Source organism: uncultured Flavonifractor sp., assembly GCF_944383115.1.
GTDB lineage: Bacteria > Bacillota > Clostridia > Oscillospirales > Oscillospiraceae > Flavonifractor.
In genome coordinates, this window is the sequence record NZ_CALWOJ010000062.1 from 1 (window position 1) to 12,883 (window position 12,883).

The window sequence follows — 12,883 nt, forward strand, 5'->3', positions numbered from 1 at the left end:
GTGTTGGCGTACCCCATGCAGATGGCCTGCCCCTCCACCAGCAGCCCATAGGGATGGCTGCGGTTGGGGGAGGAATGGGTCTCATCGTAGGCGGCATGGTCAATGATCCAGTCGTGGACAGCCAGTTCCTGCTCCGCCGGGGTCATACCGTCGTCGATCTTTTCCTCCAGAACCTGTCGGCACACCTCCAGGATGGCGGCGTCCTCCTCCGACAGGGCGGAGGTATCTCCGGTGCGGTAGGCCTCCACCACCGGCGCGGTGTCGTAGAGGGGCATCTCCTCCTCCTTGGGGGGATCAAAGACCACATAACCCCGGCTGTCCCGCTCTACCGTGTAGGGGCGGGCCACTGTCTGGGCGATCTCGCCGTCAAAGCGGGTCAGGAAGGCATCCTTGGCGGCCTCGGGATCGGGGCAGATGGCCAGCAGAAGCCAGCGTCCCTGCCGGAGCAGCAAAGCGTCCTCCACCAGGGCGGCCTGGTCGGGAGCATAGCCTGTAAAGTCGGCCTGGCGGCCCTCCAGATAGGCCAGCAGATGCTCCTCCGCCGCCCCGGCATCCACGCCGTCGGCCAGTCGGATCACCGCCAGCTCATAGGCCTGGAGCCCCTGGGAATAGGCGGCTACAGCGTCCACCCAGTCCTCCCGGTTCAGGCCATAGGCGGCCGTAATATACTCCTCCAGCCCATCCGGGTCCAGTTCGCTGGAAAGAGGAGTCAGTCCGTTCGCATAGCTCTCCGGCTGAGATTCCGCCACAACGCCGCCTAAGTCGATGGCGGAGGCGTCTGTGGTAGGTTCCTTGGGAGCGCAGCCCGCCAACAGCAAGAGGGACAGCAGGAGCAGAAACAGTTGTTTCATGGGGCCACCTCCGGTTGGGGTCTGGTCTGAGTCAGGGGGAAGGTCACAGACGCGGTGAACAGATCGGCCTGGGTGCGGATGGAAAAGACACCGCCGCAGGCCTCGGTAAAGGTGCGGGCGATGGACAGGCCCAGGCCGCTGCCGCCGTCGGTGCGGCTCTGGTCACCCCGGACAAAACGCTCGGTAAAGTCCACCCCGTAAGGCAGTTCGTCCCGGGAGGTGTTCTGGATGACGGCGGTTGCTTTGCCCTCATCCACCGAGAGGGTGAGATAAATCCGCGAGCCGCTCAGGGCATACTTAAGGGCGTTGCCAATGAGATTTTGAAACACCCGGTACAAGCGATCCCCATCGGCCATGATCCAAACCGGGGCGTTGGGCAGGTCAGAGCGGAGGGTAAGACCGGAGGCCTGGATCTCCTCGTCCAGGTCGGCCAGGGTCTGGCGCAGCAGCTTGGCAAAGTCCAGAGGCCGTATGGTCACCGGTAGATTGCCGGTAGCGGCCTTGCTTACGTCAAACACATCCTGCACCATGGCCTGGAGCCGCAGGGTCTTTTGACAGAGTACCAGAATATAGTCCCGGACGTGGTCGGGCAGGCCCTTCTCCTGCCGCAGCAGCTCTGTGTAGCTTACCATGGAGGTGAGAGGGGTCTTAAGGTCGTGGGACACGTTGGTAATGAGTTCCAGCTTCAGCTTCTCGCTTTTCATCTGCTCGGACAGGGCAGAGCGCAGCCGCGCCTCCATCTGGTCCAGCCCCTCCACCGCCGAGCGTAGGTCGGAGTCCTCCGGCAGGGGAGAGGCGGATGCCGATCCTGTACCAGCGGCCTGGATGCGGGAGAGCAGGACGTCCATGTCGGCAGCGGTGCGGCGGTTCTGAGCCATGAGCCACAGCTGAGCGGCGATGAGCAGCAGTCCCGTCAGTGCCAGCAGGATCAAAAGAAAGAAAATGGGAAGACGGGACAGGCTGGGGGCGAAGAGGAGGAAAAAGACCACGATACAGCCCAGGATAAAGGGCAAAGCCGCCAGGAACTGGAGGGTGGAGCGCCGCAGCATCCGACGCCCGGCAGGCCAGGACAGCTCGCTCCCCCGGTACAGCCGTGCCAGGAAGGCGCATAAGCTGTTGGCCGTGATACGTCCGAAGTTGTACCGCAGGTCGTTGAAATAAAGATAGGCCCACCACAGGGCACCAGGTACCGACAGGTAGAGCCAGATGGCGTAGTACCGGGCTATATATAGGCTCACCAGGCAGAAAAAGGCGGCGATGCATACCAGGAAAAAGGGGATGAGCAGCACCAGCTTGACCTCCAGCCAGAGCTTTCCGGTGAACCAGGCGATGGCCTGGTCGGCCCGAACCTTGTATTTGTGCCACAGGATGGACCATACCACCAGCGCCGCCCCCATTACCAACGGAACAACCACAAACAGGATCAAAGGTAACCGCAGACGGGCGGCGTAATCCATTGTGGAGTAGAGACCGCTGTCGGTTATGGTATTTCCCGTCAGCGTGGCGGTGTCCATAATATAGGGTACCGGCTCCCTGGCGGCGGCCATGGTGATGGTAAGTCCGGCGTAGGACTGGGGCACCGGTATATTGTGATAGCCGGGCAGGTTCCACTGGCCTTCGCCGCGGTAGTAGCCGTCTCCATATACGTCTATCGTCTGGCCGTCTTTCTGGATGGTGATGGTCTCTCCGTCAAACCAGAGCAGGAAGTTGTATCCCTCCGGCAGAGCGTTGGGGGAGAGGTCGTCGGCGTTGGTACACACCGTCTCGCCGTTTTGGGTCACCTTATAGAGCAGATTTTTATCGCTCAGCTGGTACTCTTCCTGCCAGGCCGGGTCGGCAAAGCTGTAAAACCACTGTGAGATGGTACGCCGGAAGTCGGCGGTATTCTGATAGTCGGACTGGAAGGCGTCGCCGATGCCACGCCACCCCAGGGAACGCACCGCCGTGTAGCCGGCGGCAAAAGAGAGAATGAGCAGATTGATGCCGCAGACCAGGGCCAGAAAGGCCAGGGCAGGCTTAATGCTTCTCGATTTTGTATCCAATGCCCCACACCACCTTCAAATACTCCGGCTCTTTGGGATTTAACTCAATTTTTTCCCGGATGCGGCGAACGTGTACCATCACGGTATTCTCCGCTGAGTAGGGCTCCTCGTTCCACACCCGGCGGTAGATCTCCTCAGCTGGGAATACACGACCCAGATTGCGCATCAGCAGGTCCACGATCTTTAGCTCGGTGGCGGTGAGACGTACCGGTGTACCGTCGACCAGCAAGGTTTTCTCATCGGGCAGATAGCACAGCCGTCCGGTGACCAGTTCGGCCTTCTGAGTGGGGGAATTCACATCCCCCAGCTGGGTGTACCGCCGCAGATGGCTGCGCACCCGGGCTACCAGTTCCTGAGGGTGGAAGGGCTTGGCGATATAGTCGTCAGCGCCCATAGACAACCCTAAAATCTTATCGGTGTCCTCACCCTTGGCGCTGAGAATGAGGATGGGCAGATTGCGCTGCTCCCGGATCTTGAGTACAGCGGACAGGCCGTCCAGCTTGGGCATCATCACATCCATCAGAATGAGCCGCAGGGACGGGTCCATTGCCAACTCCAGGGCCTGAAGGCCGTTATAAGCCTTTAAGACCCGGTAGCCTTCTTTTTCCAGAAGAATCGCAATAGCACGAACAATTTCAGCGTCATCATCCACAACAAGAATAGATTCATTCATGATAATCTCCTCCATGGGAGTATGATACCAGAGGTTTCTTTCAAAGGCAGGGAGGAAACCTTTCGTGTTTCTTACGATTTTATCATACCTATGAAGGAATGGGCAATAGGGGACCCCGGACAGCTCTGCCGTCCGGGGTCCCATTCAATCTCCAAAGATGGTTTCCGCGCCTACTTTGGTACAGCCAGGGGGCGCGTATTTCCAGTGGTCCAATCGTCCTTCCTGAATAAAGTAGTGCAGGGGCTGGGGTTGTGTCAGGGGTGGGAGCAGCTCGATGGCCAGTAATTTGATCTTCATACGCTGGGGCAGGATGGCTTTCAGGTATACCGACACCCGTGTCCCCTCGGTAAGTCGGCTGTCCTGCTCCGCCAGGCCGGAGAGGTTGGGCGTCAGTTCCACAAAGACCCCGTAGTCTTTGATCCCCCGAACCACGCCGGGCACCGTCATGCCCGGCTGGAAGGGGGCGGCGTTCTCCGCCCAGGTGCCCAACAATTCCTTGTGAGTCAGATAGATTCTGCCCAAAGCCGGGTCAAGATCCAGCACCGCCGCCAGGATATCCTGGCCGATTTGGAATCTGACGGCTGGGTGTGGGATACGGGAGACCGAGATGTTTTCCACCCCGATGAGAGAAGGTACTCCGCAGCCCACGTCCACGAAAGCGCCGAAGGGTTCCAGATGGGTGACTCGGGCGGAGATAATCTGTCCCGGTTTCCATGTCGCCAGCATGGCTGCCAGGGCCTTTTGCTGGGCGTTTCTGCGGGAGAGGACGGGACGTGTCTCTCCCTCGGATACGCCCAGAGAAGTAATGGTAAAGCAAACCGGTTTTCCCACACGAGAGAGGATGGCGATATCCCGTGTAACGCCTTCGGCAATGCCGAGTGCAGCTTCCTCCCGCGGGATCACCCCCTGATATGGGCCCAGGGAAACGATGAGATCGTGTTCCGGCGTACACAGCAGGGCGGTCCCCTCCAGTACCGCCCCCGATTCCATAGCCTGCCTGAGTGCGCCGCAGTCGGCGCAGGCAGCCCGGTTTTCCGGCGTATTGAGCAGCCGCCCCTCGGGTGGAAAACGGTTCGTCAACATGACCAAATCCTTTCTGCATTGGGGTGATTTTTTTCTTACCAGACAACTATATGCAAAGAGGAACCTTGAATTGACAGGGGAAGAGCGGGAAATTATAATATCTTTTATAGAAATAAAGGGGGGAAAATACCATGGATATCCGGGTGGGCGATGTACTGGAATTGAAGAAAGAACATCCCTGCGGCAGTCGTCAATGGCAGGTACTGCGGGTAGGTATGGACTTTCGTCTGCGCTGCATGGGATGTTCCCATGAACTGATGATCCCCCGAAGCAAAGCGGAGAAAAGCATCAAAAAGGTCGTTCGGTCAGGGGAGGATAAGTCATGAAGAAGTATTGGAGCAACCGCGCCAGGTCTCTGACCCCCTATGTGCCGGGAGAGCAGCCCCGGGACCGGCAGTTTATCAAACTCAACACCAATGAAAATCCTTATCCGCCTTCGCCGATGGCGTTGGCGGCGATACGGGCGGCAGCCTGCGACACCCTGCGGCTCTATCCGGACCCGGAGTGTACCTCTCTGCGGGAAGTATTGGGGGCCACTTACGGTCTCAAGCCGGAGCAGATCTTTGTGGGCAACGGCTCAGACGAGGTGCTGGCCCTGTGTTTCCAGGCATTCTTTGATCCGGAACGGCCAGTTCTGTTCCCGGATATTACATACAGCTTTTACCCGGTGTTTGCAGACCTGTACGGTCTGACTTACCAGGAAGTGCCTCTGGACGAAAACTTTGCCTTGCCGTTGGAACCTTTCCTGGAGCCAAACGGCGGCGTAGTCATTGCCAATCCCAACGCACCCACCGGACGGGAACTGTCCCTGTGCGGTATCCGAACCATTTTGGAAGCGAATCCGGATGCCGTGGTGGTGGTGGACGAGGCCTATGTGGACTTCGGCGCCCACTCCGCCGTAGAACTGATTGATCGCTATCCCAACCTGGTGGTAGTGCAGACCATGTCCAAGTCCCGCTCCCTGGCGGGGCTGCGGGTGGGATTTGCCATGGGTCATGAGAATTTGATTGCAGCGCTCAACTGCGTCAAAAATTCTTTTAACTCCTATACCCTGGACCGGCTGGCTCTGGCCGGGGCGGAGGGAGCCCTGCGGGACCAGGACTATCTGCAGGCCACCGCCATGAAAATCCAATACACCCGGGCGTGTACCGCCTCCCAACTGAAACAGCAGGGCTTTATCGTTACCGATTCCGCCGCCAATTTCCTCTTTGTTTCCCATCCCGATGTGGCTGCCAAGGATCTGCTGGACGGTCTGCGGCAGCGGGGCATTCTGGTTCGTTGGTGGGACAAGCCCCGTATCAGCAACTACTTGCGGATTACCGTGGGAACCGATGAGGAAATGCAGGCCCTGTGCGCTGCTACGGCCGAACTGGTGAAGGGAAGATAACTATGGACGACAACCATCTGCATATTTTGTGGACCAATGCCGACCCCACTGTTTTTGACAAGATGGTGCTGATGTATGCCGTCAACAGTCTGGTCCGTGGCTGGTGGGAGAAGGTAACCGTCATCCTGTGGGGGGACACGGCGGCCCTGGCCGCCCACGATCAGGCGGTGAAGGAACGTATTGCGCTGGCTATGGAACAGGGGGTGGCCTTTTCGGCCTGTATTACCTGCGCCCGGGAGCTGGGAGTGGAGCAGGCCCTGCGGGATATGGGCCTGGAGGTTATCTCCTGGGGGCCGCCTCTTACCGATCTGATCAAGAACCGGGCGCCCCTTTTGACTGTTTGACAAAATTGGAGCTGTATCAGGCCCGCCGCGAACCCGTGGTTCGCGGCGGGCCATTTTTTATCCCTGTACCCAATCTGACTTTTTTTATGGAGACAGGCCGGTATAATACTGTCTGCACGCCGGAAGGAGGGGAGCGGCATGAGGGTGGTCTATCTGGACGAGGTATTTTTGCTGAATTTTGTGGTGGACTATCTGCTGCTGCTGGCTGCCGGACGGTTGGCGGGGGAAGTGTTGCGCCGGGGACGTTTGGCCCTGGGAGCCGCCCTGGGCGCGGCCTACGCCGGTGCGGTATTTCTGCCGGGTATGGGCTTCCTGGTCCATCCCTTGTGCAAGGTAGGGGTGGGGGCGCTGACGGTACTGATTGGTTACGGCGGAAGCCGGAGGCTGCTGCGGGTATGTTTGGTGTTCTTTGCGGTATCCGCCGCCTTTGGCGGGGGGATTTATGCGCTTCAGCTGCTGGGCAGTCGAAGTCTGGCGCTGTCCAACGGGGTAATTTCCTCGCCGCTTGACCTGAAGTTGATCCTTTTGTCAGCGGCGGGATGTTATGGGCTGATTACATTGCTTTTTCACCGCTCCGCACGGCACAGTTTCCGGCGGGAACTGGCCACGGCGCTGGTGGAACTGGGAGCGCGGAAAGTGACGCTTACCGCTCTGGTGGACACAGGGAATACCCTGACAGATCCGGTATCCGGCAAGCCGGTACTGGTAGCAGAAGGGAGCAAGGTATGCGGGCTTTTCCCCGCTGGCCAGGCCCCGGAACCGGCGGAACTGCGAGACCCGGTGTCTGCGTTGGAGCGGCTGAGCGGAGTGGGCGTTTCCTGCCGCCTGCTGCCTTATCAGGCAGTGGGGGTGGAGTGTGGACTGTTGCTGGCACTGCGTGCAGACCGGGTGAAGGTGGGGACGGAGGATTATGGCCCTTTGTTGGTGGCCCTGTCGCCCACCGGACTGACCGACGGCGGTGGCTACTGCGCGTTGATTGGAGGATAAAAGGAGGATGATTATGAAGGGCTGGAAGGGGCGCTGGTACGCCCGGATACAAAAGCTGCTGGCGCGGTTGGGGCTGCGTTTGCCGGGTAAGATCATGTATATCGGAGGGAGTGACACGCTGCCGCCTCCTCTGTCACGGGACGAGGAAGCGGAATTGATCCGCCGGCTGGATGAGGGCGACGAGCAGGTCAAATCCCAACTCATTGAGCGTAATCTGCGTTTGGTGGTGTACATCGCCCGACGGTTTGAAAATACCGGCGTGGGTATCGAGGATCTGATCTCTATCGGTACCATCGGCCTCATTAAAGCCATCAACACCTACCAGCCGTCTAAAAACATCAAGCTGGCTACCTACGCCTCCCGGTGCATTGAAAATGAGATTTTAATGCACCTGCGCAAGACTACAAACCTGAAAAGTGAGGTTTCCTTTGACGAGCCGCTGAATACTGACTGGGACGGCAATGAACTGCTGCTGTCCGATATTTTGGGTACCGACAGCGACCTGGTGATGAAGCCCATCGAGGAAGACGTGGATCGCAAATTGCTCTCCGACGCCCTGGAAAAGTTGGAGGATCGGGAGCGGCACATCATTACGCTGCGCTTCGGCCTGGAGAGCCAGCGATCCCACACCCAAAAGGAAGTAGCGGACAGTCTGGGTATTTCTCAGTCTTACATCTCACGGCTGGAGAAGCGGATCATTGCCCGGCTGAAGCGGGAAATTTTACGGCTGATGTGACCGGCCGCCTTGACAAACCGTGGAAAGGGGTATGCTATGTAACTGGTTACTTATTTGGATGGGGTGGGACCATGACGGGAAGGATGCCCTTTGGGTTAAAAATCGCCATTATTAACCGGGCCTTTCGCAAAAAAATGGATGAGAGGGCAGCTGACATGGGGCTGACTTCCGTGCAGTTGCGGGTATTGGGGTCGGTCAGTCGCCTGGAAGCATCCGGAAAAACGGAGATCCATCAAAACGATTTGGAACGGATTGAGCATGTGACCCACCCGGCCATGACAAAGCTGCTGCAAAGGCTGGAAAGTAAGGGATTCATCCGTTGTGGGCCCAGCGCAAAGGATCGGAGATATAAAAAGGTAGCCTGTACGGAGCGTTCAGCGGGTATCCATCAGGTCATTCTTGCGCAGGATGCCGAGGTTTTATCCGAGCTTTGCAAGGATTTTACACAGGAACAAAAGGATATGCTGCTTCAGAGTATAGATATGCTTTTGCAGAACATTGATTTGGAATGATCCTCGAAAAATTGAATTCCCAGGCAGTGTGCTGAGGAGAACGCTCAGATACGCTGCCTGCTTTTTTATCCCCAAATAAGTAACTAGTTACTTAAAAGGAGTGCAAGACAAGATGGAAAAAGAAGTACCAGAGCGCAAGAGCCCCTTTGCCACGGAGCCTATCGGCCGATTGATCCTGAAGTTTGCTGTTCCCAGCGTCATCGCCCTGCTGGTGAACTCCCTGTACAATATTGTGGATCAGATTTTTATCGGCTGGGGGGTGGGATATCTGGGCAACGGCGCCACCAATGTGGTGTTTCCCATCACAATCATAGCCCTGGCGCTTTCCATGATGATCGGAAACGGCGGCGCGGCCTATCTGAGCCTGAAGCTGGGAGAGGGCAAGACGGACGCGGCCCAAAAGGGGGTGGGCAACGCCGTCGCCCTGGTAACTGTAGTCAGCGTCGTTTTGGCGGTGGTGTTCCTGGTGTTCATTGATCCCATCCTGACCCTGTTTGGCGCCACGGATCTGCTGCGATCCCTGGCCCTGGAGTATGGTTTTATCATTGGCCTGGGCCTGCCCTTTATGATGATCTCAGCCGCCATCAATTCCATGATCCGTGCGGACGGAAGTCCCAAGTACGCCATGGTTTCCATGGTCATTGGAGCTATCCTCAATGTCATCCTGGACCCGGTCTTTATCTTTGTGTTCCAAATGGGTGTGAAGGGGGCGGCCATCGCCACGGTTCTAGGCCAGGTAGCCTCCTTTGTGGTGTCCGTGGTCTATCTGCCCCGGTTCAAGACCGTCCGCCTCAACGCCCCATCTTTCCGACTGAGCGGGAGGACCTGCGGCAATATCCTTACCTTCGGTCTGAGCAGTTTCATCACCCAGTTTGCCATTACCATTGTCATGGCGCTGACCAATAACCTGCTGGCGATTTATGGCGCCACCTCCATCTATGGTGCGGAGATCCCCCTGACCGCCACCGGGATTGTGATGAAGGTCAACCAGATCATGATTGCCATCCTGCTGGGTATTGCCACCGGCACCCAGCCCATTCTCGGGTTCAATTACGGTGCCAAAAATTTTAAAAGGGTGAAAAAGCCTTGGAGATCGCCCTCATCGCCTCAGAGGTGGTGTCCATCCTGGCCTTTTTGATCTTCCAGTTTGCGCCCATGAGCGTGGTCATTCTGTTCGGCTCGGAGGAGGGACTTTACAATGAGTTTGCCGTAAAGGCCTTCCGTATTTTCCTGATGCTCTGTCCCCTCACCGGCTTTCAGACCATGGCGGCGGTCTATCTCCAGGCAGTGGGCAAGCCCGTCAAGTCTGCCATCCTCTCTCTGGCCCGGCAGATCATCTTCTTTATCCCCGCAGCCCTGCTTCTGCCCCTGGCACTGGGGGTGGACGGGGTGCTGTGGACAGGTCCCGTGGCCGACGGCCTGGCCTTCCTGCTCTCTCTGGCCCTGCTGATCTGTGAGCGGAACCATCTAAAGCGGGAACATCGACTGCAATCGGAAACCCCCGATATGGCTTAATAAGGAGACGACGGAATATGAAAAATAGGATCATTACCATCAGCCGTGAATTTGGCAGCGGCGGGCGCACCATTGGCAAAAAAGTGGCGGAGAGATTGAACATACCCTGCTATGACAATGAACTGCTCCAGAAAATCGCGGCGGAAAGCGGCTTTCATGAGAACTATATCAAAGACGCCGGCGAATACGCTCCGGGCGGTTTTTTGGCCTCCGCATTTTCACATGGCGTTTTTGGCCCCAGCAACGAAGACTATATTTGGGAGATCCAGTGCAGGATCATTACGGAATTGGCGGAAAAGGGCCCCTGTGTCATTGTGGGCCGGTGCGCGGACTATATTCTCCGGGACAAGGCCGATTGCCTGCGGGTGTTTATTCACGCGGATCTGGAGTTCCGGGCGAAACGTATCGTGGAGGTATACGGTGAACGGGAGGCTTCCCCGGAGCAACGGCTGAGAGAGAAGGACAAACGCCGGGCGGCCTACCACCGGTTTTATACGGATATGAAGTGGGGCCACACACAGAACTACGATCTGACCCTCAATAGCGGTACCCTTGGTATTGATCGGTGCGTGGAACTGATTGGGCAGCTCTACTGAGGTGTGGAGGAAGGACAAGGGAATCATAGCAAAAAAGACCGCCGTCGGCGGTCTTTTTTGCTGGTTTTGGATCAGAATCCCATGGTATCCGCCAGATCGTCCTTCATCTGGTTCATCTTCCGGGTGGCCTTTTTGGCCATGCGGCGCATTTTGGGATTCTGCATTCCTTTGGCGGCTACCGCCATGCCCATTGCAGTGCCTGCCAGGATTCCAAGACCCATTCCGCCCAGGAAAGTATGGTTGGTCAATTTGCTCAGCTCCCTTCGTTGGTTGTCCGCATTTATTATTGCCCGGAATGCGGAAAAATCCATTGCTAAAAAATGCGATTCAAGTTATAATGAAAAGCGAAGTGGAAAACGGCTTGCAGGAGGGGACGGGGGAAGGACCTGTACCCTTTTTTGCTGTGCAGACATGTTTCAGGAAGGAGTGATCCAGTGAAATTGTTGATTCGTCAGGGCCGCCTGGTGGACCCGGTAGGCGGTATCGGCGGCGTGATGGACATTCTGATGGAAAACGGCAAAGTGACCGTCATTGGCAGCAATATCAACGAGCCGGACGCACAGGTGATTGATGCCGCGGGACTGACCGTATGCGCCGGGCTGGTGGATATGCACGTCCACCTGCGAGAACCCGGCTTTGAGTACAAGGAGACCATAGAAACCGGCGCGGCAGCCGCTGCGCACGGCGGCTTTACCTCCGTTGCCTGTATGCCCAACACCAGGCCCACAGTGGATAGTCCGGAACAAGTGGATTTCATCCGCAAAAAGGCGGCGGATGCCTGCGGGGTCCACGTCTGGCCCATCGGTGCCGTGTCCAGAGGGCAAAAAGGCCAGGAACTCACCGATTTTGAGGCACTGAAAGGAGCGGGCGTTGTAGCCCTCTCTGACGACGGTGTGCCCATCCAGAACGCAAATCTGATGCGGGACGGCCTCATTATGGCTCACCGGCAGGATCTCACCATCCTCTCCCACTGTGAGGACGCCGACATGGTGAAGAATTACGCCGTCAACGAGGGCCGGGTGTCCCGCCAGCTGCGGCTCAATGGCCGGCCCGCCATCGCCGAGGAGCTGATGGTGGCCCGGGATGCCATGCTGGCCGAGGAGACCGGGGCGGCGGTACACATCTGCCATATCTCCACCGCAAAGTCGGTGGCCATTGTCCGGCGCTATAAGCGCAAGGGGGTGCAGATCACCTGTGAGACCTGCCCCCAATACTTCTCCCTTACGGAAGATGAGATTTTATCTCAAGGCACTATGGCCCGGGTCAATCCGCCTCTGCGAACCTGGTCCGATGTGGAGGCCATCATCGAGGGCCTGAAGGACGGCACCATCGACGCCATTGCCACCGACCATGCGCCTCATTCCGCCGAGGAGAAGGCCCGGCCCCTCACCGAGGCTCCCAGCGGCATGGTGGGCCTGGAGACCGCTCTGGGCGTCACCCTGACCTATCTGTACCACACCGGGGAACTGCCTCTGTCCGATATCCTGCGAAAAATGACCATCAATCCCGCCTGTATCCTCCGCCTGCCTACCAAGGGCCGGCTGGCCATTGGGGCGGACGCCGACGTGGTCATCTTTGACCCAGATGAGGTGTGGACGGTGGATCCGGAGCAGTTTGCCTCCAAGGGCCGCAACACCCCCTTCGCCGGTAAGGAACTGAAGGGAAGGATCAAGTACACCATTGTTGGCGGAAAAATCGTTTATCAGGATGGCAATTAAGAGATTTAAGAGATAAAGGAGAATGCGCTATGTCCTTTGACCGTTTGCAGGAAGCTATTATTGCTGTCAAGAATCCCACTGTGGCGGGCCTGGACCCCAAGCCGGAGTATGTGCCCGCCCACATCCGCAAGGAGTGCTATGACAAGTACGGCGAGACCCTGGAGGGGGCGGCCGAGGCCATCTACCGCTTCAACTGCGGTCTGATAGACGCACTGAAGGACATCGTGCCTGCCGTCAAGCCCCAGTCCGCTTACTATGAGCGTCTGGGCTGGCGGGGCATGGAGGTGCTGGAGCGCACCATCCGCTACGCCAAGGAGCGGGGCCTGTACGTCATCGCCGACATTAAGCGGGGCGACATCGGCTCCACCGCCGAGGCCTATTCCGATGGCTGGCTGGGCAAGACCAAGGTAGGGGAGCAGATGCTCAGCGTCTTTGACGC

Annotated in this window: 16 protein-coding genes; 11 read left to right on the top strand and 5 right to left on the bottom strand. The window is 57.8% G+C overall.

Annotated elements, in window-relative coordinates; all coding sequences use genetic code 11:
• The 4 genes from Q0K43_RS07580 to Q0K43_RS07595 form a co-directional block, all read right to left on the bottom strand.
• Nucleotides 1–851 (bottom strand): DUF4358 domain-containing protein (locus Q0K43_RS07580; RefSeq protein ID WP_297289950.1); only part of this gene is annotated, 851 nt, incomplete at its 3' end.
• Nucleotides 848–2,893: a sensor histidine kinase gene (locus Q0K43_RS07585; RefSeq protein WP_297289951.1), complete on the bottom strand. Its 2,046-nt coding sequence runs from the start codon at nucleotides 2,891–2,893 to the stop codon at nucleotides 848–850. The genes Q0K43_RS07585 and Q0K43_RS07580, both read right to left, overlap by 4 nt.
• Nucleotides 2,868–3,566 carry a response regulator transcription factor gene (locus Q0K43_RS07590; RefSeq protein WP_297289952.1) on the bottom strand — a complete coding sequence of 233 codons (699 nt, stop codon included), beginning with the start codon at nucleotides 3,564–3,566 and terminating at the stop codon, nucleotides 2,868–2,870. The genes Q0K43_RS07585 and Q0K43_RS07590 overlap by 26 nt, the downstream gene beginning before the upstream one ends.
• Nucleotides 3,567–3,710: 144 nt before the next feature.
• Nucleotides 3,711–4,649 (bottom strand): S1 RNA-binding domain-containing protein, encoded by a 939-nt coding sequence (locus tag Q0K43_RS07595; protein WP_297289953.1) that lies wholly within the window; start codon nucleotides 4,647–4,649, stop codon nucleotides 3,711–3,713.
• Nucleotides 4,650–4,780: 131 nt separating this feature from the next.
• On the opposite strand from Q0K43_RS07595, the gene Q0K43_RS07600 reads away from it, so the two are divergent.
• From Q0K43_RS07600 to Q0K43_RS07635, 9 genes are all read left to right on the top strand, one after another.
• Nucleotides 4,781–4,975 (top strand): DUF951 domain-containing protein, encoded by a 195-nt coding sequence (locus Q0K43_RS07600; RefSeq protein ID WP_297289954.1) that lies wholly within the window; start codon nucleotides 4,781–4,783, stop codon nucleotides 4,973–4,975.
• Nucleotides 4,972–6,036, top strand: a complete 1,065-nt coding sequence (hisC, locus tag Q0K43_RS07605; RefSeq protein ID WP_297289955.1) for a histidinol-phosphate transaminase — start codon at nucleotides 4,972–4,974, stop codon at nucleotides 6,034–6,036. Before Q0K43_RS07600 ends, hisC begins: the two co-directional genes overlap by 4 nt.
• Before the next feature lie 2 nt (nucleotides 6,037–6,038).
• On the top strand, nucleotides 6,039–6,380 hold the full coding sequence (locus tag Q0K43_RS07610; RefSeq protein ID WP_297289956.1) for a DsrE family protein: 342 nt from the start codon (nucleotides 6,039–6,041) through the stop codon (nucleotides 6,378–6,380).
• Nucleotides 6,381–6,518: 138 nt separating this feature from the next.
• Nucleotides 6,519–7,367, top strand: coding sequence for a sigma-E processing peptidase SpoIIGA (locus Q0K43_RS07615; protein WP_297289957.1), 849 nt, complete (start codon nucleotides 6,519–6,521; stop codon nucleotides 7,365–7,367).
• A 13-nt stretch (nucleotides 7,368–7,380) separates the two neighbouring features.
• Nucleotides 7,381–8,103, top strand: coding sequence for an RNA polymerase sporulation sigma factor SigE (gene sigE, locus Q0K43_RS07620; protein ID WP_297289958.1), 723 nt, complete (start codon nucleotides 7,381–7,383; stop codon nucleotides 8,101–8,103).
• A gap of 71 nt (nucleotides 8,104–8,174) precedes the next feature.
• Nucleotides 8,175–8,615: a MarR family winged helix-turn-helix transcriptional regulator gene (locus Q0K43_RS07625; RefSeq protein WP_297289959.1), complete on the top strand. Its 441-nt coding sequence runs from the start codon at nucleotides 8,175–8,177 to the stop codon at nucleotides 8,613–8,615.
• Between the two features lie 112 nt (nucleotides 8,616–8,727).
• Nucleotides 8,728–9,753 carry an MATE family efflux transporter gene (locus Q0K43_RS07630; protein WP_366086160.1) on the top strand — a complete coding sequence of 342 codons (1,026 nt, stop codon included), beginning with the start codon at nucleotides 8,728–8,730 and terminating at the stop codon, nucleotides 9,751–9,753.
• Complete coding sequence (locus tag Q0K43_RS11725) at nucleotides 9,702–10,130, top strand: hypothetical protein (RefSeq protein ID WP_366086162.1); 429 nt, start codon at nucleotides 9,702–9,704, stop codon at nucleotides 10,128–10,130. Before Q0K43_RS07630 ends, Q0K43_RS11725 begins: the two co-directional genes overlap by 52 nt.
• 17 nt (nucleotides 10,131–10,147) lie before the next feature.
• The gene (locus Q0K43_RS07635) at nucleotides 10,148–10,726 is read left to right on the top strand and encodes an AAA family ATPase (protein ID WP_297289960.1); all 579 of its coding nucleotides are present in this window, start codon (nucleotides 10,148–10,150) and stop codon (nucleotides 10,724–10,726) included.
• Between the two features lie 71 nt (nucleotides 10,727–10,797).
• Here Q0K43_RS07635 and Q0K43_RS07640 read toward each other — a convergent pair whose 3' ends face one another.
• Nucleotides 10,798–10,974, bottom strand: coding sequence for a hypothetical protein (locus tag Q0K43_RS07640; protein ID WP_297289961.1), 177 nt, complete (start codon nucleotides 10,972–10,974; stop codon nucleotides 10,798–10,800).
• A 186-nt stretch (nucleotides 10,975–11,160) separates the two neighbouring features.
• Between Q0K43_RS07640 and Q0K43_RS07645 the strand changes: the two genes are divergently transcribed.
• Together Q0K43_RS07645 and pyrF are read left to right on the top strand one after the other, a co-directional pair.
• Nucleotides 11,161–12,444 carry a dihydroorotase gene (locus tag Q0K43_RS07645; protein WP_297289962.1) on the top strand — a complete coding sequence of 428 codons (1,284 nt, stop codon included), beginning with the start codon at nucleotides 11,161–11,163 and terminating at the stop codon, nucleotides 12,442–12,444.
• 29 nt (nucleotides 12,445–12,473) lie between these two features.
• Nucleotides 12,474–12,883 (top strand): orotidine-5'-phosphate decarboxylase (gene pyrF, locus Q0K43_RS07650; protein WP_297289963.1); only part of this gene is annotated, 410 nt, incomplete at its 3' end.